Origin of the sequence: Flavobacterium cellulosilyticum (assembly GCF_004349355.1) — a bacterium.
GTDB lineage: Bacteria > Bacteroidota > Bacteroidia > Flavobacteriales > Flavobacteriaceae > Flavobacterium > Flavobacterium cellulosilyticum.
In genome coordinates this window covers 20,799-45,902 of sequence record NZ_SMFK01000001.1, presented here as the reverse complement: position 1 = coordinate 45,902, position 25,104 = coordinate 20,799, and the positions used below count along the sequence as shown (strand labels likewise).

General features: G+C 34.7%; 21 protein-coding genes and 1 riboswitch. Of the genes, 20 read left to right on the top strand and 1 reads right to left on the bottom strand.

Translation table 11 applies throughout. The features are described 5' to 3' along the window. Window positions 1-10: 10 nt before the first annotated feature. The 12 genes from E0F76_RS00205 (at window position 11) to E0F76_RS00150 (ending at window position 14,695) form a co-directional block, all read left to right on the top strand. Window positions 11-1,255, top strand: a complete 1,245-nt coding sequence (locus tag E0F76_RS00205; protein WP_132000324.1) for a sulfate adenylyltransferase subunit 1 — start codon at window positions 11-13, stop codon at window positions 1,253-1,255. Window positions 1,256-1,350: 95 nt separating this feature from the next. Further along, a complete protein-coding gene (locus tag E0F76_RS00200; RefSeq protein ID WP_132000323.1) occupies window positions 1,351-3,441 on the top strand; it encodes a HEPN domain-containing protein in 2,091 nt (696 codons plus the stop codon). Beyond that, window positions 3,434-4,219, top strand: a complete 786-nt coding sequence (gene cobA / locus E0F76_RS00195; RefSeq protein ID WP_132000322.1) for a uroporphyrinogen-III C-methyltransferase — start codon at window positions 3,434-3,436, stop codon at window positions 4,217-4,219. Before E0F76_RS00200 ends, cobA begins: the two co-directional genes overlap by 8 nt. 238 nt (window positions 4,220-4,457) lie before the next feature. Further along, complete coding sequence (locus E0F76_RS00190; RefSeq protein ID WP_132000321.1) at window positions 4,458-5,093, top strand: precorrin-2 dehydrogenase/sirohydrochlorin ferrochelatase family protein; 636 nt, start codon at window positions 4,458-4,460, stop codon at window positions 5,091-5,093. 86 nt (window positions 5,094-5,179) lie between these two features. Further along, the gene (locus tag E0F76_RS00185) at window positions 5,180-6,232 is read left to right on the top strand and encodes an NAD(P)/FAD-dependent oxidoreductase (RefSeq protein ID WP_132000320.1); all 1,053 of its coding nucleotides are present in this window, start codon (window positions 5,180-5,182) and stop codon (window positions 6,230-6,232) included. 49 nt (window positions 6,233-6,281) lie between these two features. Continuing rightward, window positions 6,282-6,614: a 2Fe-2S iron-sulfur cluster-binding family protein gene (locus E0F76_RS00180; protein WP_132000319.1), complete on the top strand. Its 333-nt coding sequence runs from the start codon at window positions 6,282-6,284 to the stop codon at window positions 6,612-6,614. A gap of 243 nt (window positions 6,615-6,857) precedes the next feature. Continuing rightward, a riboswitch (SAM riboswitch) is annotated at window positions 6,858-6,959 on the top strand. A 254-nt stretch (window positions 6,960-7,213) separates the two neighbouring features. Beyond that, window positions 7,214-8,215, top strand: a complete 1,002-nt coding sequence (locus tag E0F76_RS00175; RefSeq protein WP_132000318.1) for a homocysteine S-methyltransferase family protein — start codon at window positions 7,214-7,216, stop codon at window positions 8,213-8,215. A 57-nt stretch (window positions 8,216-8,272) separates the two neighbouring features. Continuing rightward, complete coding sequence (locus tag E0F76_RS00170) at window positions 8,273-9,034, top strand: hypothetical protein (RefSeq protein ID WP_132000317.1); 762 nt, start codon at window positions 8,273-8,275, stop codon at window positions 9,032-9,034. 365 nt (window positions 9,035-9,399) lie between these two features. After that, on the top strand, window positions 9,400-12,081 hold the full coding sequence (metH, locus tag E0F76_RS00165; RefSeq protein ID WP_132000316.1) for a methionine synthase: 2,682 nt from the start codon (window positions 9,400-9,402) through the stop codon (window positions 12,079-12,081). 102 nt (window positions 12,082-12,183) lie between these two features. After that, window positions 12,184-12,540, top strand: a complete 357-nt coding sequence (locus E0F76_RS00160) for a four helix bundle protein (RefSeq protein ID WP_132000315.1) — start codon at window positions 12,184-12,186, stop codon at window positions 12,538-12,540. Between the two features lie 80 nt (window positions 12,541-12,620). Next, window positions 12,621-13,574, top strand: coding sequence for a methylenetetrahydrofolate reductase [NAD(P)H] (gene metF / locus E0F76_RS00155; protein WP_132000314.1), 954 nt, complete (start codon window positions 12,621-12,623; stop codon window positions 13,572-13,574). 68 nt (window positions 13,575-13,642) lie between these two features. After that, the gene (locus tag E0F76_RS00150; RefSeq protein WP_132000313.1) at window positions 13,643-14,695 is read left to right on the top strand and encodes a glycosyltransferase family 9 protein; all 1,053 of its coding nucleotides are present in this window, start codon (window positions 13,643-13,645) and stop codon (window positions 14,693-14,695) included. A 180-nt stretch (window positions 14,696-14,875) separates the two neighbouring features. Here E0F76_RS00150 and gldA read toward each other — a convergent pair whose 3' ends face one another. Beyond that, window positions 14,876-15,772, bottom strand: a complete 897-nt coding sequence (gene gldA / locus E0F76_RS00145) for a gliding motility-associated ABC transporter ATP-binding subunit GldA (RefSeq protein ID WP_132000312.1) — start codon at window positions 15,770-15,772, stop codon at window positions 14,876-14,878. Window positions 15,773-16,457: 685 nt separating this feature from the next. On the opposite strand from gldA, the gene E0F76_RS00140 reads away from it, so the two are divergent. The 8 genes from E0F76_RS00140 (at window position 16,458) to E0F76_RS00105 (ending at window position 25,099) form a co-directional block, all read left to right on the top strand. Beyond that, window positions 16,458-17,288, top strand: coding sequence for a prephenate dehydratase (locus E0F76_RS00140; RefSeq protein ID WP_132000311.1), 831 nt, complete (start codon window positions 16,458-16,460; stop codon window positions 17,286-17,288). A gap of 47 nt (window positions 17,289-17,335) precedes the next feature. Beyond that, window positions 17,336-18,481, top strand: coding sequence for a pyridoxal phosphate-dependent aminotransferase (locus E0F76_RS00135; RefSeq protein WP_132000310.1), 1,146 nt, complete (start codon window positions 17,336-17,338; stop codon window positions 18,479-18,481). A 74-nt stretch (window positions 18,482-18,555) separates the two neighbouring features. Next, a complete protein-coding gene (locus E0F76_RS00130; RefSeq protein WP_132000309.1) occupies window positions 18,556-19,413 on the top strand; it encodes a prephenate dehydrogenase in 858 nt (285 codons plus the stop codon). 87 nt (window positions 19,414-19,500) lie between these two features. Next, window positions 19,501-20,583, top strand: a complete 1,083-nt coding sequence (locus E0F76_RS00125) for a bifunctional 3-deoxy-7-phosphoheptulonate synthase/chorismate mutase type II (RefSeq protein ID WP_132000308.1) — start codon at window positions 19,501-19,503, stop codon at window positions 20,581-20,583. A gap of 202 nt (window positions 20,584-20,785) precedes the next feature. After that, window positions 20,786-21,454 (top strand): hypothetical protein, encoded by a 669-nt coding sequence (locus E0F76_RS00120; RefSeq protein ID WP_220398883.1) that lies wholly within the window; start codon window positions 20,786-20,788, stop codon window positions 21,452-21,454. Between the two features lie 195 nt (window positions 21,455-21,649). Further along, window positions 21,650-22,627, top strand: coding sequence for a ribosome small subunit-dependent GTPase A (rsgA, locus tag E0F76_RS00115; RefSeq protein WP_132000307.1), 978 nt, complete (start codon window positions 21,650-21,652; stop codon window positions 22,625-22,627). A gap of 64 nt (window positions 22,628-22,691) precedes the next feature. Further along, a complete protein-coding gene (dtd, locus tag E0F76_RS00110) occupies window positions 22,692-23,144 on the top strand; it encodes a D-aminoacyl-tRNA deacylase (protein ID WP_132000306.1) in 453 nt (150 codons plus the stop codon). Window positions 23,145-23,194: 50 nt separating this feature from the next. Continuing rightward, window positions 23,195-25,099 (top strand): DUF3857 domain-containing protein, encoded by a 1,905-nt coding sequence (locus E0F76_RS00105; protein ID WP_132000305.1) that lies wholly within the window; start codon window positions 23,195-23,197, stop codon window positions 25,097-25,099. Window positions 25,100-25,104: the final 5 nt, after the last annotated feature.

Below are 25,104 nucleotides of genomic sequence, written 5' to 3'. Positions count from 1 at the left end.
AAAATAAAAAATGGAAGTTTTAAAAATAGCAACAGCAGGAAGTGTAGATGACGGAAAGAGTACATTAATTGGAAGATTATTATACGATACTCAATCGTTAACTACAGATAAATTAGAAGCAATAGAAAAAAGCAGCAAGCAAAAAGGATATGATTATCTTGACTTTTCTTTGGCTACTGACGGATTAGTTGCAGAAAGAGAGCAAGGAATCACTATCGACGTAGCTCATATTTATTTTTCTACTGCTAAGAAAAGTTACATCATCGCAGATACTCCGGGACACGTAGAATACACACGTAACATGGTTACAGGTGCTTCGACTTCTCAAGTGTCTATTATTTTGATTGATGCTCGTAAAGGCGTAATTGAGCAAACGTATCGTCACTTTTTCATTAATAATTTATTGAGAGTAAAAGACGTAATTGTTGCAGTAAATAAAATGGATTTAGTTGATTATTCGGAAGAAGTGTACAACAAAATTAAAGCGGATTTTCAAGCATTAAATGCAAAAAGCGCCTACAAAGAACAAAACGTAAGTTATATTCCTTTGAGTGCTTTGACTGGAGATAATGTTGTAGAATCATTAGGAGAAATGCCTTGGTATGATGGTCAAACTATTTTGGAACATTTAGAAGCTTTAGAACCAAAAGACATTTACGATAATGGACAAGCGCGTTTTCCAGTTCAAACAGTTATTCGCCCAAAAACGGAGCAATATCATGATTTTAGAGGATATGCTGGAAAATTATATGGTAATAATATAAAAGTTGGTGATGCCGTTACTGTCCTGCCTTCTTTGACAGAATCTAAAGTGACGAACATTCGCTTTTTTGAAGAGCAATATGAGGAAGCCACTGCGGGATCTTCTATTACAATTGAGTTAGAAAACGACATCAATGTAACTAGAGGAGACATGATTGTAAAATCTGGCGAATTACCTAAAGTTGAAAAAGACATCAACACAACGGTTTGTTGGATGGACAGTAAAAAACTAGTTCCAGGGGCAAAATATTTTGTACAACACAATACGAACAGAGTTTTAGCCAAAATTGATAGTGTAAAGAATGTAATTGCTACTGATTATTCAGGAACAAAAGAAGCATCTCAATTAGCTATAAATGAAATTGGAGAAGTGAATATTAAATTGAGCAAAGCCATTTATTTTGATGCCTATAATGACAACAAATCAAACGGTGCTTTTATATTAATAGATGCAGCGACTAACACAACTGCAGGAGTAGGATTTATAAAATAGCCATTAGGTAAAAGCCACTTGGCAAAAGTTAAAAGCGAAAAACAAAAATCATAAACAGCTAACAGCCATCAGCTAATAGCTAAAAGCTAAAAATTATGCAAAGTTTTAGAACAGAAATAGAAGATCCAATTGTCCAAAAAGACATTATCGATTTAGAAAGAAAAATAGCCTTATTTAAAGATGGTAAAATCGATGACGAACGTTTTCGTAGTCTTCGTTTAGCAAGAGGAGTATATGGTCAACGTCAAGAAGGCGTTCAAATGATACGTATCAAATTGCCTTTTGGTAAAGTGAGCAGTGAGCAATTAAACCGAATTTGCAAAGTTTCAGATGAATATTCTACCGGACGATTGCACATTACAACACGTCAGGATATTCAAATTCACTATGTGAGTTTAGATAGAACACCAGAACTTTGGGCTGAATTAGAAAAAAGTGATATCACACTTCGCGAGGCTTGCGGAAATACCGTGAGAAATATTACAGCTAGTGAGACGGCAGGAATCGATGTAGAGGAACCATTTGATGTTTCGCCTTATGCACACGCTGCCTTTCAATTTTTCTTGAGAAATCCTATTTGTCAAGAAATGGGGCGTAAATTCAAAATGTCATTTTCGTCTTCGGATAAAGATACTGCTTTGAGTTATTTACACGATTTAGGATTTATACCAAAAATTGTAGATGGCAAAAAAGGATTCAAAGTAATGTTGGGTGGAGGATTAGGCTCACAGCCACATCACGCTGAATTATTATCAGAATTTATTCCCGTAAATCAATTAATTCCAACAATTGAAGGAGTTCTAAGAATTTTTGACCGTTACGGTGAAAGATCTAAAAGATTAAAAGCTCGTTTGAAATTCTTGATTAAAGATTTAGGAAGAGACGAGTTCTTGAAATTGGTTGAAGCAGAGAAAAAAGCTTTACCCTATCATTCTTTCGAAATAGATACAACTGCTTTTGATGGTGCTATACCAGAAACACTATTATCAGTACCTACCGTTACAGTTGATGATGCTGTAGCTTTCGAAGCGTGGAAAAAATCGAACGTATTTGCTCAAAAACAAGCTGGTTATTTTGCCATTGGAGTGAAAGTTGCCTTAGGGGATTTTTATACAGACAAAGCAAGACAATTGGCCGATTTGATCAAAAATTACGGAACCAACGAATTGCGTTTTTCATTAAGACAAAACATTGTTATTCGCAACATTAAAGCAGAAAATTTAGGATTTTTCTACCAAGAATTAGCTACATTGGATATGGTGACTTTAGGTTACGATACTATTGGCGATATCACCGCTTGTCCTGGTACAGATACTTGTAATTTAGGAATAGCTAGCAGTACTGGAATAGCTGCAGAATTAGAAAGGGTTTTAGCAGCAGAATACCCACAATACGCCAACAATACTGATCTAACAATTAAAATTAGTGGTTGTATGAATGCTTGTGGACAACATAATATGGCGCATATTGGTTTCCAAGGAATGTCTATCAATTCAGGGAAATTAGTTGCACCAGCACTTCAAGTATTACTGGGTGGTGGAAATTTAGGAAATGGAGTAGGAAGATTTGCTGATAAAGTAATCAAAATTCCTAGCCGTCGTGGTCCTGATGCTTTGCGCGCAATTTTAGCAGATTTCGAAGCGAATGCAAACGGAAATTCTTTCCTAGAACATTATGATGCAAAAGGGCAAACGTATTTCTTCGACTTTTTGAAACCTTTATCTGATGTAACCAACCTTACGGAAGAGGATTTCGTAGATTGGGGAAATGCAGACAATTATGTAAAAGCAATTGGAGTTGGAGAATGTGCTGGTGTTGTAATTGATTTAGTTGCGACTTTATTATTCGAAGCTAAAGACAAAATCACTTTTGCCAATGAAGCTTTCGAAGATAAAAAATGGTCAGATGCTATTTATTTAGCCTATGCTGGTTTCGTAAATGGAGCAAAAGCCTTGTTATTGGCAGAAAGCCAAAAAACGAATCACCACGCTGGTATTATCGATTTATTTGACACTTATTTTATAGATTCTAATAAAATTGAGTTAGGAGCTTCTTTCAAAGATGTCGTGTATCAGATCAATCAAAACGAACCTTCTGAAGCATTTGCAAAAAAATACATTCAAGAAGTAACCGAGTTTTTCCAAAAATTAGAAGATTACAGAGCAAAAGATTTAGCGAATGCTTAATAATAGTATAAAACCAAAAGTAACTTTAGTAGGTGCGGGTCCGGGTGATCCCGACTTGCTTACGCTCAAAGGCGTGCGGGCACTTGCTGAAGCGAATGTGGTTTTGTATGATGCTTTGGCCAATGAGGAAATAATGAATCACGCACCCAAAACTGCCTTACGGATTTTCGTAGGGAAAAGAAAAGGAGCTCATTCGTATACGCAGGATCAAATTAATCAGTTGATTGTTGATAATGCCCTTACGTATGGAAATGTGGTTCGATTGAAAGGCGGAGATCCCTTCATTTTTGGACGAGGAAGCGAAGAAATAGAATTTGTAGAAAGTTTCGGAATTCCAACTTTTGTGGTTCCGGGAATTTCTTCAGCCATTGCCGTTCCAGCTTATCAAGGAATTTCATTGACAAAAAGGGGGGTGTCAGAAAGTTTTTGGGTCATCACAGGAACAACATCCGACAGGAATTTATCCAATGATATTGCCCTTGCGGCTCAATCATCGGCAACAGTCGTAATTTTGATGGGAATGAGTAAATTAGAACAAATAGTTACTTTGTTCCAAAACGAATCCAAAGGAAAAACCCCTATTGCAATTATTCAAAACGGAACAACTCCAACTGAAAAAGTGGGCATTGGAACCATAGACACCATTCAAGGAATTGTATTGGAGCAAAAATTAAGTAATCCAGCGATTATTGTCATCGGAGAAGTAGTCCGAGAACGAAATAATCTCAAAGAAATATACAAAGAACTGGAGTCAAATAAGATTTGCGCTAGAGGATAAATTATTTTTCGGCCCATTTTTTAAACCATTAAGGAAATTAAGGAAATTAAGTTTTGACTTAATAAAGCTTAAATTTCTTGATGGTTTAATTTTTTTGAGCAAAACGAGAGCGAATTTAATTTTTTAAAGATTAATGTTTTCTTTTTTCTTAATGAACCTTAATTTTCTTAATGGTTTAAATTTTTTTTTTCAGAATATTAATTGTTTTGAAAATACTAACGCTAAATACAATTGTAATATGTCAGACGAAATAAATTCAAATAATCAAGATTCCTCACCTTTGGAAGGTGTTGCGGAAAGAAACGAATTATATCCTATTTTTTTAAAACTACACAATCTGAATGTTCTTATAGTAGGCGGAGGAAATGTAGGTTTAGAGAAATTGTCTTTCATGCTCAAATCCAGTCCTAATGCTAATGTTGAGGTCGTGGCAACCCAGTTTTTACCTGAATTAGAAGCCCTAGTCAAAAATCATCCTTCGGTAAAATTGACTAAAGCGAAGTTCAAGAAAAAAATGCTCAAAAAACGCCACATGGTCATTGCTTGCACCGATGATTTAAAAGTCAACAAGCGAGTGTACGATTTATCCCGACGAAGATATTTGATTTGCAATATCGCCGATACACCGCCATTATGTGATTATTATTTGGGGGGTATCGTAACCAAAGGAAACGTAAAAATAGCCATCTCAACCAACGGGAAGTCGCCAACAACAGCCAAAAGATTACGCGAATTTTTTGAAGAGGTAATTCCAGAAGACATCAATAAAATGGTCGAAAACTTAAACGAATATCGTAAAACCTTAAAAGGCAACTTCGAAAACAAAGTGCAACGAATGAACGAAATCACTCAAGCTTTGAAAAACAAAGAATAAACAGAATACATAAATATAAACCATAAACAACTCTGTCTCAGTTCCCCTTCCTTTGGAGGAGACTGGTGGGAGGTAACACAAATAAAATGATTAAAACAGATATACTAATAATAGGAGCGGGACCAACAGGTTTATTCGCCGTTTTTGAGGCAGGATTATTAAAATTAAAATGCCATATTTTGGATGCCTTGCCACAAGCTGGAGGTCAATTGTCCGAGTTGTATCCTAAAAAACCTATTTTTGATATTCCGGGCTTTCCAGAAGTATTGGCAGGTGATTTAATACATAATCTAAGGGAACAAATCAAGCAATTTGAACCAGGTTTCACATTTGGTGAACGTGCCGAAACCATCGAAAAACAAGAAGACGGAAGTTTTATTGTGACTTCAAATAAAGGGAAGAAATTTAACGCCCCTGTTATCGCTATTGCCGGTGGATTAGGGAGTTTTGAACCAAGAAAACCGCTTATTGATGGACTTAAATTTTATGAAGACAAGGGAATCAAATATTTTATCAAAAACCCAGAAAAATTTAGAGATAAAAGAGTCGTAATTGCTGGTGGTGGAGATTCTGCTTTGGACTGGAGTATTTTTCTTTCTAATATTGCTTCCGAAGTGACTTTGGTTCACCGAAGAAATGAATTTAGAGGTGCTTTGGATTCTGTCGATAAAGTACAAGAATTAAAAGACGCCGGAAAAATTAAATTAATAACACCTGCCGAAGTTGTTGGTATTAAAGGGGCTGAACATATTGAGTCTGTAGATTTAGATGAAAATGGTGCACATCGTAACGTTCCTTGTGATTATTTTATTCCGCTTTTTGGATTAACACCAAAATTAGGTCCAATCGCAAACTGGGGATTAGAAATCGAAAAAAATGCCATCAAAGTAAACAATGCGTTGGATTATCAAACCAATATTCCTGGAATTTTTGCCATAGGAGATGTCAATACCTACCCAGGAAAACTGAAATTGATTTTATGCGGTTTCCATGAAGCAACTTTAATGTGTCAGGCAGCTTATCAAATTATCAATCCTGGCAAGAAATTTGTCATGAAATACACTACTGTTTCAGGTATCGATGGATTCGACGGTACTCGTAAGGAGGCACCCAAATCAGTAGTTAAAGCAATAGATTAAAAATTAATACATCAATGCAATTTATTGTATTGATACATAAATATAGAATATGACACAGGATATAACTATTAAAATTACCGATAGAGAAGGAATAACTCACGAAGTACAAGCACCCACAGACATGAATATGAATGTCATGGAACTCGTGAGTGCGTACGAATTGGCTCCAGCAGGAACCATTGGAATATGTGGCGGAATGGCTATGTGTGCCTCTTGCCAGTGTTATATATTAAACCAAGTGACTTTGCCAGAAATGAGCGATGACGAAGAAGCCATGCTCTCAGAAGCCTTTAATGTAAAAGACAATAGTCGATTGGGATGCCAAATTTATCTAACAAATGCTTTAGGAGGATTAGAGATTGCACTTGCACCAGAGTCATAAAAGACTGGATTTATTTATCGATTTGGACTAAAATAACATTTTTTTTTTTCATCTGAACGTTTGCTAAATTATGTTATGTAGTATGACATTCTATTTAAACAGCGCTTAGTATTTCGTACTAATTTATAAAAAATGAAGTATTGTAGGTTGATTTTCTATTTTTAAATTATTTAAAGCATAAACAGAAATTATTTCATATTTTAATTTTTAGTATTACATTTGCAGCGCTCATAATTTTACTGATTGTTATCACGAAAGGCGGAGGGAAAGACCCAGTGAAACCTTAGCAACCCTTTAGCCGTAAAGAAGGTGCTACATTCTGTCCCAAACGGGAAAAGATAACTGCGAGAAATCCTCTCCCATTTTACGATAACATTTATTTTTTTAGAAACGGTAGCTTTTTTTTAGGAGCTATATCCTGCTATACGTTATAATCTTTGCGGCTGAACTCCAGCCACAAAGGATTTCCACTTCTATCAGGGCTAAAAATATAGGAATCAACACATTCTGAGTTTAGAATATAATCCTTTGCGCCTTTGCGTAATAGGTGAAAATAACACGGCCAAAAGCCAAAAGCTCAAAGCCAAAAGCTAAATATTATGCCAAACATTCAAGAAGAAATCAAAAAACGAATTCTCGTACTCGATGGAGCGATGGGAACGATGTTGCAACGCTATAATTTTTCCGAAGAAGATTTTCGAGGAGAACAATTCAAGGATTTTCCACATTCGCTAAAAGGGAACAACGATTTATTGTCATTGACACAACCGAAAGCCATCAAAGAAGTGCATGCCTTGTATTACGAAGCGGGAGCTGATATTGTAGAAACCAATACTTTCTCAGGAACCACTATCGGAATGGCGGATTACCATTTAGAGGACTATGTATATGAATTAAACTACCAATCGGCAAAATTAGCCCGTGAAGTAGCCGACGAATTCACCGCAAAAAATCCTGACAAACCTCGTTTTGTTGCGGGTTCGATCGGGCCAACAAACCGTACAGCGAGTATGTCTCCAGACGTGAATGATCCAGGTTACAGAGCCGTAACTTTTGATGATTTGCGTATAGCTTACAAACAACAAGTAGAAGCCTTGATGGATGGAGGTTGCGATTTGTTATTGGTAGAAACTATTTTTGATACGCTTAATGCCAAAGCAGCACTTTTCGCTATCGAACAAGTTAAAGACGAACGTGGCATTGATATTCCAATCATGGTTTCAGGAACAATTACCGATGCATCAGGAAGAACACTTTCAGGACAAACGGTAGAAGCTTTCTTGGTTTCGGTATCGCACATTCCGTTATTAAGTGTAGGTTTCAATTGCGCTTTAGGTGCCGATTTATTGAAACCGTATTTGCAGACTTTGTCTCAAAACACTTCTTTCAATGTGTCAGCACATCCCAATGCAGGATTGCCAAACGCCTTTGGAGAATACGACGAAACCCCAGAACAAACACAAGCTTTCATCAAAGAGTATTTAGACGATAATTTAATAAATATAATTGGTGGTTGTTGCGGAACAACTCCAGCACACATTAAATTGATTGCTGATATTGCGAAGGATTATAAGCCAAGGGTTTCGATGGCGAGGATGTAGTCAACAAAAGATTTTAGAATGTTTGATTAAAAACAACAATAATAAAAAACACTAAAAATGACTTTGTTAATTTACCCAATCACAGCACTAGTTATATTTTTACTTGCAAAATTCGTGCCTCTCAAATTACCAGTAAACCATTCGGAAATTGATTTTCCAGCTCTGAATAATAAATATCAGAAATGGGATAAGTTGTCTTTGATTTTAATATTGATTTTAATTCCTTTAATGACCTATTTAATTGGTTTATTATTCTCAATAATTTTTTATTCGCCAGAGAATAATGATTCTGAAATTACATACCATATAGTTACAAGTAGATTAATGTGGTTTATGCCAGCACTAGTTTTGTCTTTTGGCTTTGTAAAGTTTCCAATGATATTTATATATAAGTTTATATTAAAAGAGGATTTTGATGAATTTATTTTGTATTCGGATTTAAAAACTGGTGCCGATGGAATGAAAATATTTAATTATATGATGTGGATATCAGGAATTGGAGCTGTTGTATTAATGATACTTTTGTCTGATTATTCGGTTAATATTTATAAAGAAAAAATTGTATTAAATGATTTTTTAACTTTTACAGATAAAACTTATTCCTTTTCTGAAATCAAATCTATAAATTATATTCAACCTATAAATCCAAATACCGGAGAGAATCAAACTCCATCTTATTTTATTAAATTTAATGATGATGGACATTGGGATACTAGTAGAGGTCTTGAAGATGACAATAATAGGCAAGAAGAGATAATTAATTATTTATCTGAAATAACTAAATTAAAAGTAAATATATTACAGGCGAATCCTGAATAAAATAATTTATTGCCGATAGACCCAGCTAGCGCGAGTATCCCACTCGTGCCAACCAACATAGGCAGGTAAAAAAAGGTAAAATTAAATATTGAGATAGGCACGAGCGGGACGCTCTCGCTAGCAACAGAATAAGTTCCGTAGGAACGACACATCTTGTAGCAACGGATTTTAATCCGTTGAATGGTATGAAATTGAGATGCAAAATGCCCCCGTGAGGGATAGCAGCGGCATCCTTTTGTGAAGTGATAACGGAACAAAAGATAGAGCGAACAGCCCGGCCCTTTTGGGACACGCCCAAAATATGAAGAGATGAAAAGTGATACCTGCAAAGTTTTTGAAACCTTGCAGGACAAATAAACAAAATAATGGCAGCAGAAGAAAAGAGAAGAAATTTAGTTTTATCGGGATTAGAACCCTTAATCATTACGCCAGAAAGTGTTTTTGTAAACATTGGGGAACGTACGAATGTGACGGGTTCTAGAAAATTCCTTCGATTAATCAAGGAAGAAAAATACGATGAAGCGTTGAGTATTGCCAAGGAGCAAGTAGAAGGTGGAGCGCAAATCATCGATATTAATATGGATGAGGGAATGCTAGATGGCGAATATGCGATGGTGAAATTCCTGAACTTAATTGCTGCTGAACCGGATATTGCTCGTGTGCCAATTATGATTGATAGCTCGAAATGGGATATTATCGAAGCCGGTTTGAAAGTGGTGCAAGGGAAAAGTGTTGTAAACTCGATATCTTTAAAAGAAGGAGAAGAGCAATTTATTCATCATGCCCAATTGATAAAACGCTATGGAGCTGCAGCCATTATTATGGCTTTTGACGAAACAGGTCAAGCTGATAATTACGATAGGAGAGTTGAGATATGCCAACGTTCGTATGATATTTTAGTGAATAAAGTGGGTTTTCCACCTCAGGATATTATTTTCGATTTGAATATATTTCCAGTTGCAACTGGAATGGAAGAGCACCGTTTGAACGCTTTGGATTTCTTTAGAGGAACCAGATGGGTTCGCGACAATTTGCCACACGCACATATTAGTGGAGGTGTGAGTAATGTTTCGTTTTCGTTTAGAGGAAATGATACGGTGAGAGAGGCGATGCACTCGGTTTTCTTGTACCACGCCATCCAAAACGGAATGACAATGGGAATTGTAAATCCAGAAATGTTGACGATTTATGATGACATTCCAAAAGACTTATTAGAACATGTAGAAGATGTGATTTTGAACCGTCGTGATGATGCTACAGAACGTTTGTTGGATTTGGCAGAGAATGTAAAAGGCGGACCAAAAGCAACTGAAAAGGAAGTGCAAGAGTGGCGTTTTGGAACCGTTCAAGAAAGAATCACGCACTCATTAGTAAAAGGAGTGGATGCTTTTATAGAAGAAGATGTTGAAGAAGCAAGATTAGCCGCTACAAAACCAATTGAAGTGATTGAAATCAACTTGATGACGGGTATGAATGTCGTTGGAGATTTGTTTGGATCCGGGAAGATGTTTTTGCCGCAGGTGGTAAAATCGGCACGTGTCATGAAAAAAGCCGTGGCTTATTTGTTGCCTTATATTGAAGCCTCGAAACAAGCGGGAGACAAACAAGGAAACGGAAAAATATTGATGGCTACCGTAAAAGGGGATGTTCATGATATTGGAAAAAACATTGTTTCGGTGGTATTAGCTTGTAATAATTATGAAATTATTGACCTTGGAGTAATGGTAGCGCCAGAGAAAATTATTGCTGCTGCTATTGAACATGAAGTTGATATTATTGGATTAAGCGGTTTGATAACGCCATCATTGGACGAAATGGTGTATCTCGCCAAAGAATTGGACAAAAGAGGAATGAAAATTCCAGTCATGATAGGTGGCGCAACGACTTCGCGTGCACATACTGCCGTTAAAATTGCACCGCAATATAAAGAAACAGTTATACACGTTAATGATGCTTCGAGAGCGGTTACGGTTGCAGGGAATTTATTAGACCATAATAAAGAAACCTATACTGCTGGAATTCGTGAAGACTATGATGTGTTTAGAGAAGCTTTTTTAAGTCGTTCGAGAGACAAGAATTTCTTGACTATTGAACAAGCACGTAAAAATAAATTGCAATTGGATTGGGCAAACTATACGCCAAAGAAACCCAATTTCATCGGGACAAAAAGTTTTGAAGTCGATTTGGATGTGTTGGTTCCATATATTGACTGGACGCCTTTTTTTAGAACTTGGGAATTGCACGGAAAATATCCTGCGATTTTGACCGATGAGGTAGTAGGGGAACAAGCTACTTCGGTTTTTGCAGATGCTAAGGAAATGTTGGACGTTATTTTGAAAGAGAAAAAATTCACTGCCAAAGGAATCTACGGAATCTTCCCTGCGAACCAAGTTAACGATGATGATATTCAGTTGTATGATGAAAGTGGAAAAGAAATAGAAAAGTTCTTGACTCTACGTCAGCAAGCACAAAAAACTAAGGGAGCACCAAATATTGCTTTGGCCGATTTTATCGCGCCAAAAGACAATGGAGTAACCGATTATATGGGTGCTTTCTGTGTAACTACCGGTTTTGGTGTGGACGAATGGGCCGATGAATACAGAGACAATTTAGACGATTACAATTCGATTATGGTCAAAGCATTAGCGGATCGTTTGGCGGAAGCTTTTGCTGAATATTTGCACGAACAAATCCGTAAAGAAATTTGGGGTTATTCTCCAGACGAAGCTTTGTCAACTGAATCCTTAATCGAAGAAAGCTACAAAGGGATGCGTCCAGCTCCAGGTTATCCAGCTTGTCCTGACCATTTGGAGAAACCAACAATTTGGAAATTATTAAAAGTAGAAGAAGAAATTGGAGTAACTTTGACCGAAAGTATGGCAATGTGGCCAGCGTCTTCGGTATCGGGTTATTATTTTGCGAATCCAGAAAGTAAGTATTTTGGACTCGGAAAAATCAAAGAAGACCAAGTAATTGATTATGCCAAACGCAGAAGTATCTCAACAGATAAAGCTTCGAAATGGTTGAGTCCTAATATAGCGGATTAAAGATTTTGGTTGTTGGTGATTGGTTGATGGTTGATGGATTTTCCAATCATCATCAAGTTTTTTCTATCAACCAACAACTATCAACTTACAACCAAACAAAAAATGGAGTACAATAAATTAGAGGTTTGGATTGAAGCTAGAAAACTAGTTAATTTGTTGTATGATTCATCTAAATTATTTCCCAAAGAAGAATTGTTTGGTTTGACCAATCAGATGCGAAGAGCTGCAATTTCTATACCTTCCAATATTGCTGAGGGTTGTGGTCGACAAACATCAAAGGATACCTTGCATTTTTTACATATTTCAAGAGGGTCGTTATATGAATTAGAAACACAGTATTATTTAGCATTAGATCAGAAGTATATTGATTCTGATAATTTTAATATTGCTTTTGAACAGATTCAGAGTTGTAAAAAGCTTTTGAATGGATTTATAAATTATTATAAAAGTAAAATTTAGTTGTTGGTTGATAGTATTTAGTTGATGGGGTTTAGTACATCAACCATCAACTATCAACCAACAACCAACAACCAAAAATAATGAAAGTAACACAACATATAGAAGACGCCAAAGGGAAACCTTTATTCTCATTTGAGATTGTTCCGCCTCAAAAAGGAAGTAATATTAAAGATTTGTATGCCAATATAGATCCGTTAATGGAGTTCAAACCACCGTTTATAGATGTAACCACTTCGAGAGAAGAATATGTGTACATCGAGAAAGACGGACTTTTTGATCGTCGCATCACGCGTATGCGTCCGGGAACAGTTGGGATTTGTGCTTCTATCCAACATAAATATGGTGTAGACGCTATTCCTCATGTGTTGTGTGGTGGCTTTACAAAAGAAGAAACCGAATATTTATTGGTTGATTGCCATTATTTGGGAATCGATAATTTAGTTGCCCTTCGTGGAGATCCAATGAAAGGGGAGAAATATTTTGAACCAATGAAAGGCGGTAATAATTATGCAGTTGATTTGGTTAAACAAATCAAAGCGATGAACTCAGGACGATTTTTGCATGAAACATTGCCTATGCAGAGTGCGCCAGATTTTTGTATTGGTGTAGCGGGATATCCCGAAAAACATATCGAAGCACCAAGTTTAGAAGCCGATTTGAAACGTTTGAAGGAAAAAGTAGTTGCTGGTGCCGATTATGTAGTTACTCAAATGTTTTTTGACAATCAGCGTTATTTTAGGTTTGTCGAAGCAGCTCGAGCAATCGGAATTACAGTGCCTATTATTCCAGGTATCAAACCTGTTGCTGTAAAGCGACATTTGCAGTTGTTGCCTCAAGTTTTTTGGTTGGATATGCCTGAAAGTTTGATTACATCTATTGAGCAAGCCAAAGATAATATTGAAGTTCGCCAAATAGGAGTAGATTTTGCAGTGCAACAATCCAAAGAATTGATAGAATTTGGTGTGCCTTGTGTACATTATTATTCGATGGGTAAATCAGATAACATTTATAATATTGCGAGTCGGGTTTTTTAATTTTTTTTCCAAATTATCTGAATTAATTTAAAAAATATAATTATTAGTTCTTCTTTATAAAAGTAAATATGAAATTATTAAGTAAAATTAACCCATTCAGACGAGTTTTAACTGCAGCTGTTTTTGGGAATATTGGAAAAAACAACATAGGACCTGCAAACGGAATAATGGACCCTTCTCAAATAAAAAGAGTTTTAATCTCAAGACCCAATCATAGACTGGGGAATTTATTATTAATCACACCACTAGTTCAAGAAGTTTCTCAAACTTTCCCCAACTGCACTATAGATATCTTCGTAAAAGGAAATATGGCGCCAATAGTTTTCGAAAATTATACCAACATAGGACAAATCATCAAACTTCCTAAAAAGCATTTCGACGAACTTTCAGCCTATTTAAAGGGTTGGGTTTCGCTCAGGAAACAAAAGTATGATCTGGCAATCAATGTAGAGCAAAACTCATCTTCAGGAAGGCTGTCCATAAAGTTAGCCAATTCAAAATACAAGTTTTTTGGAGGAATGAACGAGGAAGATCAGTCGAAATATGATAATTACGGACATATTGCCAAACAGCCTGTTTATAATTTAAGAAATTATTTAGCCCAATTTGGAATCCAAAGTAAGGACAAAATAGTTCCCTCATTGTTAATTAAATTAAGCCAAACTGAACTAAAAGCAGCAAAAGAAAAGCTAGATCTATTAGTGCCAGCCACAAAAAAAACAATAGGTATTTTTACTTTTGCAACAGGAGCAAAATGTTATTCGGTCGATTGGTGGGCCGTTTTTTACGAAAGACTTTTAAAGCAATTTCCAGACTATAACATCCTAGAAATTTTACCAGTCGAAAATGTATCACAATTAGGTTTCAAAGCGCCTTCATTTTACAGCAAAGATATTCGCGAAATAACCGCTTTTTTCGCTAATACCGCGATTTTTATAGGTGCCGATAGCGGTATGATGCATTTAGCCAGTGCCGCGCAAATCCCAACTTTAGGCTTGTTCTCAGTAACTGTCGTAGACAAATACAAGCCATACAATCCCGGTAGTTGCGCCATTCAAACCAATCAAACTGATTTAGAGGATTGGATGAAGACTATTCACGAAGTATTGAAAAATAATTAGTATTTTTTAGGAGCTATTTCCAGCTGTATGCTATATCTTTTCCTGGCTAAAGAAGCCAGAAAAAGGATGCCGCTTCCATCTGGGCTATGACATTTGAATTCATAAAAAAAAGCATCATTTTCAATCTGAGATGATGCTTTTAATTTTTTTACTGATCACTAAAAACGGACCACTGATTACTTATTTTGTGATTTCTCTAAAAACAGCTTCTAAGTTCTTGTTTTTCTGGTTGAGTTGAAGTGTTTTCAATCCATTGGCATTGGCAAAATCAAAAACTACTGGGCGCATGTCTTTGTCTGCTTTGAAAGTCAATTCCCAAATCATGTCATGGGTGTTTTTATAAGAAACTAGATTTTCGATTTTGGAGATAAATTCTTCTTCGATTTTCTTGTCAAATTCAACTTCAATAATTTGTTCCTTATCTTCAGAAATCAAAGTGTCTAGTTTTTTATCGGCTACAATTTTTCCTTTGTCAATAATGATAACCCGATTACAAATGGCTTCGACTTCTTGCATAATATGAGTGGATAGAAAAACCGTTTTGTCTTTGCCCACGTTTTTAATCACATTTCTAATTTCGACCAATTGATTTGGGTCTAATCCAGTTGTGGGTTCGTCCAAAATGAGAACATCAGGATTGTGTAATAAGGCATTGGCAAGTCCCACACGTTGACGGAAACCTTTCGATAATTCGCCTATTTTCTTGTGACTTTCACTAGTTAAACCAGTTAGTTGGATTACTTCTTCGATTCGAGATTTGGTCACTTTATAAACATCGGCATTAAAAGCCAAATATTCCCTGACGTACAAATCCAAATACAACGGATTGTGTTCTGGCAAATAGCCAATCGATTGTTGCACAGATTTGGTTTGAGAGTTTACATCAAATCCATTTACGGATGCATCACCTTCATCGGCAGCAATATAAGTGGTCAATATTTTCATCAAAGTTGATTTTCCTGCTCCATTTGGACCTAAAAAACCAACGATTTCCCCTTTATTAACAGCAAACGAAATGTTGTCCAATGCTTTCTGAGTACCGTAACTTTTCGATATGTTTTTTACCTCTATTGACATGCTTTTGAATTTGGTACAAAAGTAAACAGAAAATCTTATAAATTATTGTTTTTGATTGTACAGGTATTATTGTGAATGGTTTTTTTATTAAACCATTAAGTTAATTAAGATAAACTAAACTTAATCTTTCTTAATTTTTCTTCATGGTTTAAGAAAAACATTGGTGTTTAAAGCACGTTTGACTATTTAAAGCATAATGAGTTCTGGTAATTTAAGAAAACATCAAACTTAATTTTTCTTAATGGTTTAGATTGTTGAAACTGATTTTGATCTTCGAGTTTAACTCAAATACTATAAGAACCTTGTTTTTTAATTAGAACAAGAATAGTATTGTAGAACAGTTTAATTGAGTTGGAGTAGAATTGGTAAATTTGTAGTTGCTTAATTGTCAAATTTGGACTTTATTTTTGGTTATTTTATAATGAAATGCAATTTTTACCGAGAATTCTTTTTTTGTTCGAAAAAATAAGTATAATTATTGGGGGAACAATAAATAATATTTACATTTGCAAAGAAATTTAACATTAAGAGCAAGACAATGTCTAATAACCGATTTTATTTTAGCAACACCTTTTATTTCTTCTTTAACAAGAAGTAAGGATTGTGCTATGGTTATTTGAAAAATGAAGAAACAAATAAAACTAATATACAATCCTGATGAAAATCAGGATTTTTTTTTGATTATATGAGAACTAAAATTGGGATTCAAGGAATAATAGGATCTTTTCACCATCAAGTGGCGCAAGATTATTTCTATCAAAATGTAGAAGTAGATGAATGTTTGTCTTTTGAAGAGTTGGTAAGTAATTTGCTGACAGGTAAATCGGATCAAGCGGTTATGGCAATTGAGAATTCTATCGCAGGACCAATTATTCCTAATTATGCACTGATTGATAAATATAATTTGCACATCATTGGTGAGCATTATTTGAGTATTCATCAGAATTTGATGGCTTTAAAAGGACAAAAACTGGAGGATATTCAGGAAGTACATTCGCATCCAATGGCATTGTTGCAGTGTATGGAATTCTTGAAAAAGTATCCAAATATTAAAATAGTAGAAGATAAAGATACAGCAGAAACCGCTAGAAGAATTCAAAGGAATCAATTCAAAGGTATTGCGGCAATTGCCAGTAAAACGGCAGCTGAAATGTATGATTTAGAAATATTGGCACCAGAAATCCAAACGATTAAGGACAATATGACTCGATTTGTGATTCTGAAAAAAGAAAATTCTTTTGTGAATGAAGATGAAATTAATAGAGCCTCCATTAAATTTGAATTGAATCACAAACGCGGAAGTTTGGCAACGATTCTAAATGTAATGAGTGATTGTAATTTGAATTTAACTAAAATTCAATCCCTTCCAAAAATAGAAACCCCTTGGAAATATTCTTTTTTCGTTGATGTCACTTTTGAAAAATACGACGATTACGCCAAAGCAAAATCATTGATTAATATTATGGCGGAATATTTTAAAGTGTTGGGAGAATATAAAAACACAAAACCACAATAATTCTAAAGTTATAAAGTCAAAAAGTCGAAAGAATTTAAAAGATAACAATGATTACAACAGCAAAGCGCCTAGATATAATTGAAGAATATTATTTTTCTTCAAAATTGAGAGAAGTAAGACAATTAGCGTCTGAAGGAAAACCAATTATCAATATGGGAATTGGTAGCCCAGATTTAAAGCCTTCTCAAGCAGTTATTGATGCCGTTACTCTAGCAATGCAAGACGAAAACGCACATCAGTATCAAAGTTATCAAGGCTTGCCGGAATTGAGATCAAGTATGGCAGATTTTTATGCTTCAAATTATGGTGTTGTTTTGAATCCTAACACGGAGATTTTGCCTTTGATAGGTTCTAAGGAAGGTATTATGCATATTTCTATGGCATTTTTGAATGAAGGTGACCAGGTTTTAATTCCAAATCCAGGATATCCAACTTACACTTCGGTGACGAATTTAGTAGGAGCAGTACCAGTTTATTATGATTTGAAGGAAAATAATAATTGGGAACCCGATTTTGAAGCCTTAGAAAAATTAGATTTATCGAAAGTGAAAATCATGTGGTTGGGTTATCCTCATATGCCAACAGGAGCGAGAGGTAGTTTACAATTGTTCGAAAAATTAGTGGCCTTTGCCAAAAAACACAACATTTTGTTGATCAATGACAATCCGTACAGTTTTGTTTTGAATGACAATCCGATGAGTTTGCTACAAGTCGAAGGAGCGAAAGAAGTAGCATTAGAATTAAATTCTTTATCGAAAACCTTCAATATGGCTGGTTGGCGAGTAGGAATGGTTCTAGGAAATGCGGCATGTATCGATGCAGTACTAAAAGTAAAAAGCAATATGGACAGTGGTATGTTCTACGGAATTCAAAAAGGAGCAATTGCCGCTTTAAAAAGTGACAAATCTTGGTTTGATTCCATGAATGTGATTTATAATAAACGTAGAATTCTTACCGAACAATTAGCAGAAAAGTTAGGTTGTACGGTGTACAAAGAAGGAGTTGGATTATTTGTTTGGGCGAAATTACCTGAGGGAATTACATCTGCTGAAAAGTTTATCGACGAAATATTATACGAGAAATCAATTTTCATCACTCCAGGAACAATATTTGGTTCGAATGGAGAAGGTTATATTCGATTTGCATTATGTGTAAAAGAAGAAATAGTTCAAGAAGCAATTGACAGATTTTAGTTGATAGTTGACTGTTGTTGGTTGATAGTTCGAACCAACAACCAACAACCAACAACCAACAACTTTAAAATAAAATGAAAGTACATGTAATAGGAATAGGTTTAATTGGCGGTTCGATGGTTTTGGATATAAAAAATCTACATCCCGAAGCTACAATTTATGGAATTGACAACAACGAAAGCCACTTGGCGGAAGCCATAGCTCTAGGGGTTGTTGATGCTGCAGCGACTTTTGACGATTTGGCTACATCCGATTTAGTAATTGTTTCAGTTCCTGTAGATGTGGCATTAATAGTTTTGCCAAAAGTATTGGATGTTATTGGAGATAACACCATTGTTTTTGAAGTGGGTTCTACCAAGTCGCCAATATGTGAAGTTGTTGCGAATCATCTGCGAAGAAGAAATTATATTGCGACACATCCCATTGCTGGAACGGAGTTTTCAGGACCATCAGCAGCAATAAGAGGATTGTTTGAAGGTAAAACTAATATTATTTGCGAAGTAGAAAAAACCACCTTCAAACTACAAGAAAAAGCCTTGGAGTTATTTAAAAGTATGGGGATGAGAATCCGATATATGGACCCAAAATCACACGATAAACACATTGCTTATGTTTCGCATTTATCGCACATAAGTTCTTTTATGCTAGGAAAAACAGTCATTAATAAAGAGAAAGACGAGCAGGATATTTTTGATATGGCGGGTTCGGGTTTTGAAAGTACGGTGCGTTTAGCAAAAAGTTCACCAGCGATGTGGACACCAATTTTCAAACAAAATAATAAACAAGTAGTTAAAACATTAGAAGAATATATTTCCAATTTGTCTAAATTCAAAGAGTTATTGGAAAACGAAGATTACGATGCAATTTATAATGAAATGCAAAGTGTCAATAAAATAAAGGAGATTCTAAACGGAATGCATATAAAAAAGTAAATAGTGGTCAGTATAAAGTGTTTGGTCACAGTTTTCAATTAAAAAAGAACAACACAGAAAAAAATAATAAAAATTAAATTAGAAAAGATGGAAAACAAGAAAGAAATGAGAAATTGGTTGAACGAATTCAATTTAACTCATCCATTTGTGATAGCAGGACCTTGTAGTGCTGAAACTGAAGAACAAGTTTTGAAAATCGCTCACGAATTGAAAGATTCAGATGTTAGTGTTTTTAGAGCAGGAATTTGGAAACCAAGAACTCGTCCAGGAGGATTTGAAGGAGTTGGTGAAATAGGATTGAAATGGTTGAAAAAAGCAAAGGCAGAAACAGGATTGCTAATGGGAACGGAAGTTGCTACAGCTGCACACTGTAAATTGGCTTTAGAAAATGATATCGATGTGTTATGGGTTGGAGCTCGTACAACTGCAAATCCATTTGCTGTTCAAGAGATTGCTGACACATTAGCAGGTACAGATAAAATCGTTTTGATTAAAAATCCAGTAAATCCAGATATGGCTTTATGGTTAGGTGGTGTGGAGCGTTTGTATGCTGCTGGGATAAAAAATTTAGGAGTAATTCACAGAGGTTTTTCTACTTACGAAAAAACAAAATACAGAAACATTCCAGAATGGCAAATTGCTATCGAATTGCAAAATAAATTCCCTGATTTGCCTTTAATAATAGATCCATCACACATTACAGGTAACCGTGAAATGATCCTTGAAGTGACTCAAGAAGCTTTGGATTTAAATTACGACGGTATGATAATCGAAACACATATTGATCCAGATAATGCATGGTCTGATGCAGCTCAACAAGTAACTCCAGATGCGTTGAAACAAATCTTGAAAGATTTGAAAATTAGAAAAGTAAGTGGTGATACTCCTGATTTTGAACAAAAAATGTCAAAATTGCGAGCAAATATCGATGTTTTGGATGCTAATTTATTAGAATTGTTAGGAAAACGTATGAAAGTAGCTGACGAAATTGGTCAAGTGAAAAAAGAGGCAAATGTTGCCGTTTTACAAAACACACGTTGGAATGAAATTCAAACAAAAATGTTGGCTGAAGGTGTTAAAAAAGGATTGACAGAAGAATTTATTATTAAATTATTCAAAGGAATTCACCAAGAAAGTATTGAACACCAAGAAAAAATATTGAATATGTAAGTAAGTCAAAAGAATCAACTTTAAGAAAATAACTTTAAATCAGTCTATTATATAATTTTATTCTAATTTTAAAATACGACATTATACCATGGTTATTACTTAATTGTAAAAAATATTTTATAATTTATTAAAAACCTACAATTTATTGTAGGTTTTTTTTTGTATTATTGTTGAGTATATTTATAACCTTTAAATTTAATTTATGAAAAAATCATTACTGTGTAATTACAAAAACATTATGAAAAATGTTTTCTTTTTGTTTTGTCTTTTTCTTTCTTTTTTAGGACATGCTCAATCGAAGCAAATATTTGAGAGTCCTCAATTAAAAACCATCATTAGTCAACATAAAATAGTGGCTATTTTGCCTTATAAAGTAAGTATTACTTATAAGAAACAGCCGAAGAATTTTAATGCTGAAGCAAATCGTGATCAAGAAAAAAGTATGTCAAATTCGATACAATCAAGTATGTATACTTTTTTGCTGAGAAAGCGTGACAATTATAATGTTAGTTTTCAAGATGTAGATAAAACTAATATTTTATTAAAAAAAGCAGGAATTCTTGATAAACTTGATGAATATACAAAAGATGAGATTGCAAAAGTTCTCGGTGTAGATGGGATAATTGGAGGGGTGTTTGAAACAGAACAAACCAAATCTGAAGCTGGTGCTATTGCTTCTGCAATAATATTTGGTGGATTTGGAGGAAAAACGGGTACTGGAACTTTAACGATGACGCTTAATAATGGCTCAGATGGGGAGATACTATGGCGTTTTTTTAAGACCATGGATCAAGGGTTGGCAACTTCAACTGATGATTTAGTTGAAAGTATGATGCGTAAGGTTTCAAGAAATTTTCCTTATATAAAATAGAAACAACTAATCTAATTTCATTAGTATAGTTCAAATCAATCTCCACAGCTTCTAAATTAAAGTTGTGGAGATTTTTTATTTGTTGACAGTCACAAAAACTTCGAACTTTAAACTTCAAACTTCAAACAAAAAATTACCTTTGCAAAGTATAGATTTCGTATCTAAATTCGTAATTCGTAATTCGTAATTCAAAAAATGACAGGACTCGTTTATAAATCTACAGGAAGTTGGTACACCGTAAAATCCGAGCAAGGTGATTTTATCGAATGCCGTATGAAAGGGAAATTCCGAATCAAAGGAATTAAAAGCACTAATCCAATTGCGGTGGGAGATATTGTAGATTATGAGCTCGAAGAATCTTCTGATGTTGTAACAGGAACGATAAATAATATTCACGAGAGAAAGAATTATATTGTTCGAAAATCAGTGAATTTATCGCATCAAATGCACATTATTGCGTCGAATATTGATCGCGTTTTTCTTTTGATAACGATTAATAATCCACCAACAACCTTTAATTTCATAGATCGTTTTCTGGTAACAGCCGAAGCATATGGAATAGAAACGGTTTTGGTATTTAATAAAATTGACACTTTTGACGAAGCCACGTTGGACGAGCAATTGTACATGCAACATGTTTATCAGGAAATTGGATACAAATGTTTGCGGGTTTCTTCGACAGAAATGAAGGGAATTGAAGAATTGAAAGAAATGATGATTGGTAAAGTGAGTATGTTTTCAGGACATTCTGGAGTAGGGAAATCGACTTTAGTCAATGCCATGGAACCCTCTTTGCATCTTAAAACTAAAACTATTTCTGAGGCAAGTAAACAAGGACAGCACACAACTACTTTTGCAGAAATGTATGATTTGAGTTTTGATGCTCGAATAATAGATACACCGGGAATAAAAGGTTTTGGTATTGTCGATATGGATGCAGCAGAAATCAGTGGCTATTTTCCCGAATTTTTCAAACTGAAAGACCAATGTAAATTCAATAATTGCCTGCATAAAGAAGAACCACATTGTGCCATTAAAAAAGCATTGGAAAAAGACGAAATTGCTTGGTCGCGTTACAATAGCTATCTTAAAATTTTGGAAGGTGATGATGAAAATTATCGAATCGATTCGTATGACGAGGATCGAAAAGCAAGTGATGAAACGAGGAAATAGTGATCAGTTTTGAGTATTCAGTTTTAAAATCCTAAATCTAAAAACCCTTATTCCTTAATCAAGAATGAAAACCGTTATCCAAAGAGTTTCTCAAGCTTCTGTAACTATAGCTTCTAAAATTGTAGCCGAAATCCAAAAAGGATTATTGGTTTTAGTTGGTATAGAAGATACCGATACTCAAGAAGATATTGATTGGCTGGCTGCTAAAATTGCTAATATTCGCATTTTTGGTGATGACTACGAGGTAATGAACCTGTCAATAAAAGATGTTGATGGTGAAATAATTGTAGTTTCTCAGTTTACCCTACACGCCTTAACCAAAAAAGGCAATCGCCCTTCGTATGTCAAAGCATCAAAACCCCAAATTGCCATTCCGCTTTATGAGAATTTTGTACAGCAATTAGAACTAGAATTAAGCAAAAAAGTGCAAACTGGAACATTTGGTGCCGACATGAAAGTAGCTTTAATTAATGATGGTCCAGTGACTATTTTAATTGATTCTAAAAATCCAATTTAACTTTTTTTTATTCAGATTTATTCTTACATTTCTGAGATAAAAATCATTCGATGAAATTCAAATTTGTTTATCTCGTTTTTCTGTTTTTCACTACATTTCTTACAGCTCAAAAATCATCGTATTCTACTGTGTCAATTCCTGATAGTTTAAAGCAAAATGCCAATGCGGTAGTGCGTTTAGAGCAAACTGATATAGTGATTTCATCTCAAAGAAGTATGAATGTCAAAAAGACAAGAGTGGTAACTGTTCTAAATGAAAAGGGCCTCGGATCGGTTGATGCCTATGAGAATTACAATAAAAGATCCTCAATTCAGAGTATACAAGCTACTGTTTTTGATAATTTTGGAAATGAAATCAAGAAGATAAAGCGTAAAGATTTTAGAGATCAAAGTGTTGCAGGTGGTGGAACTATATTTTCAGACAGTAGAGTTGTCTTTTTAGATTATACACCAATTTTATATCCTTTTACAGTCGTTTACGAAAGCGAAGTCGAAACTTCTACAACCGCTTTTATTCCATCATGGTTTCCTTTAAATGATTATTTTTTAAGTATAGAAAAAAGCATAGTAAATGTGACTTATCCTGCGAATCTTGGTTTTAAGAAAATGGAATTGAATTTTATGGGTTTCAACATCAAAAAAGGGCTAGATTCTTCTACGCAATTGTCATACACAGCAACCAATATTCCTGCTCAGAAGCCAGAGGATTTAAGTCCAACTGTACGAGAAATGTACCCTAAATTGATGATGGGATTGGAGTTTTTTAATTTGGAAGGGGTAGATGGAAATGCCAAAACTTGGAATGAATATGGAAAATGGTTTTCGGATAAAATATTGACTGGAACAGCGGAACTTTCACCAGAAACAAAAGCAAAAATGACAGCCTTAGTTGGAGACGAAACAGATCCAATCGAGAAGGCGAAACTGATTTACAAATACATGCAGGAAAAGTCGAGATATGTAGGTATTCAAGTAGGTATTGGTGGTTTTAAACCTATGTTGGCCAACGATGTAGATCGATTGGGTTATGGAGATTGTAAGGCGCTTACTAATTATACCAGAGCACTGTTATTCGCAGTTAATGTACCTTCTTATTATACCGAATTGTATGGAGGAAAAGATAAAACAAATATTAAATCTGATTTTTTTTCTGTTCAAGGGAATCATGCTATTTTGGCAATTCCAAATGGCGAAGAATATGTATTTTTGGAATGTACGGATCAATTTAATCCATTTGGATATCAAGCTAATTTTACAGACGACAGAGATGTTGTGGTAATAAAACCCAAAGGTGGAGAAATTGTAAGAACCAAAAAATATGAAAACAAAGCGAATTCTCAAATAAGTAGTGGCGAATATACTATAAATCAAGATGGAGATTTTTCGGGTAAGATTAGTATTGTGTCTACAGGTTCACAGTATGAGAAATCGAATACAGAAAGAATGCAACCCGATGAGAAAGAAGCTCATTTTAAAAAATATTGGTCGAATATTAAAAATTTAAAAATCAATTCGACTAAATTCATTAACGATAAAGAAAATGTTGCTTTTACAATAGAATCCGATTTAAGTGCTTTGAATTATGGCAATCTTACATCCAATAAAATGATGTTTGCAGTAAACGCTTTCAATCATAATTTATGGGGTGTTACTCGAATTCGAAATCGTAAAAATCCTTTTGAAATTGATAGAGGTTTTTTCGATTCAGATGCTATTGAAATATCATTGCCATCCGCATTTACAATAGAATTTTTACCAACTACCATAGAGTCAATAAATAAATTTGGAGAATACAAAGCCGAGTTTGTCAAAAAAGATGCAACTCATTTTACTTATAAAAGAAGCTTTTTGTTGAAAAAAGGAATGTATACGAAGGAAGAATATGAGGAGTACCGTCTTTTTATAGATCAAATTTCTAGAAACGACAATGCCAAAATTATATTAACTAAAAACTAATAATT

Coding starts and splice junctions, on each gene's coding strand:
- E0F76_RS00205 (WP_132000324.1), top strand. CDS start 11: ATGGAAGTTTTAAAAATAGCAACAGCAGGAAGTGTAGATGACGGAAAG.
- E0F76_RS00150 (WP_132000313.1), top strand. CDS start 13,643: ATGAAATTATTAAGTAAAATTAACCCATTCAGACGAGTTTTAACTGCA.
- E0F76_RS00120 (WP_220398883.1), top strand. CDS start 20,786: ATGAAAAAATCATTACTGTGTAATTACAAAAACATTATGAAAAATGTT.
- metF (WP_132000314.1), top strand. CDS start 12,621: ATGAAAGTAACACAACATATAGAAGACGCCAAAGGGAAACCTTTATTC.
- metH (WP_132000316.1), top strand. CDS start 9,400: ATGGCAGCAGAAGAAAAGAGAAGAAATTTAGTTTTATCGGGATTAGAA.
- E0F76_RS00175 (WP_132000318.1), top strand. CDS start 7,214: ATGCCAAACATTCAAGAAGAAATCAAAAAACGAATTCTCGTACTCGAT.
- E0F76_RS00160 (WP_132000315.1), top strand. CDS start 12,184: ATGGAGTACAATAAATTAGAGGTTTGGATTGAAGCTAGAAAACTAGTT.
- E0F76_RS00170 (WP_132000317.1), top strand. CDS start 8,273: ATGACTTTGTTAATTTACCCAATCACAGCACTAGTTATATTTTTACTT.
- rsgA (WP_132000307.1), top strand. CDS start 21,650: ATGACAGGACTCGTTTATAAATCTACAGGAAGTTGGTACACCGTAAAA.
- E0F76_RS00105 (WP_132000305.1), top strand. CDS start 23,195: ATGAAATTCAAATTTGTTTATCTCGTTTTTCTGTTTTTCACTACATTT.
- E0F76_RS00200 (WP_132000323.1), top strand. CDS start 1,351: ATGCAAAGTTTTAGAACAGAAATAGAAGATCCAATTGTCCAAAAAGAC.
- gldA (WP_132000312.1), bottom strand. CDS start 15,772: ATGTCAATAGAGGTAAAAAACATATCGAAAAGTTACGGTACTCAGAAA.
- E0F76_RS00130 (WP_132000309.1), top strand. CDS start 18,556: ATGAAAGTACATGTAATAGGAATAGGTTTAATTGGCGGTTCGATGGTT.
- cobA (WP_132000322.1), top strand. CDS start 3,434: ATGCTTAATAATAGTATAAAACCAAAAGTAACTTTAGTAGGTGCGGGT.
- E0F76_RS00185 (WP_132000320.1), top strand. CDS start 5,180: ATGATTAAAACAGATATACTAATAATAGGAGCGGGACCAACAGGTTTA.
- E0F76_RS00135 (WP_132000310.1), top strand. CDS start 17,336: ATGATTACAACAGCAAAGCGCCTAGATATAATTGAAGAATATTATTTT.
- E0F76_RS00140 (WP_132000311.1), top strand. CDS start 16,458: ATGAGAACTAAAATTGGGATTCAAGGAATAATAGGATCTTTTCACCAT.
- E0F76_RS00180 (WP_132000319.1), top strand. CDS start 6,282: ATGACACAGGATATAACTATTAAAATTACCGATAGAGAAGGAATAACT.
- E0F76_RS00190 (WP_132000321.1), top strand. CDS start 4,458: ATGTCAGACGAAATAAATTCAAATAATCAAGATTCCTCACCTTTGGAA.
- E0F76_RS00125 (WP_132000308.1), top strand. CDS start 19,501: ATGGAAAACAAGAAAGAAATGAGAAATTGGTTGAACGAATTCAATTTA.
- dtd (WP_132000306.1), top strand. CDS start 22,692: ATGAAAACCGTTATCCAAAGAGTTTCTCAAGCTTCTGTAACTATAGCT.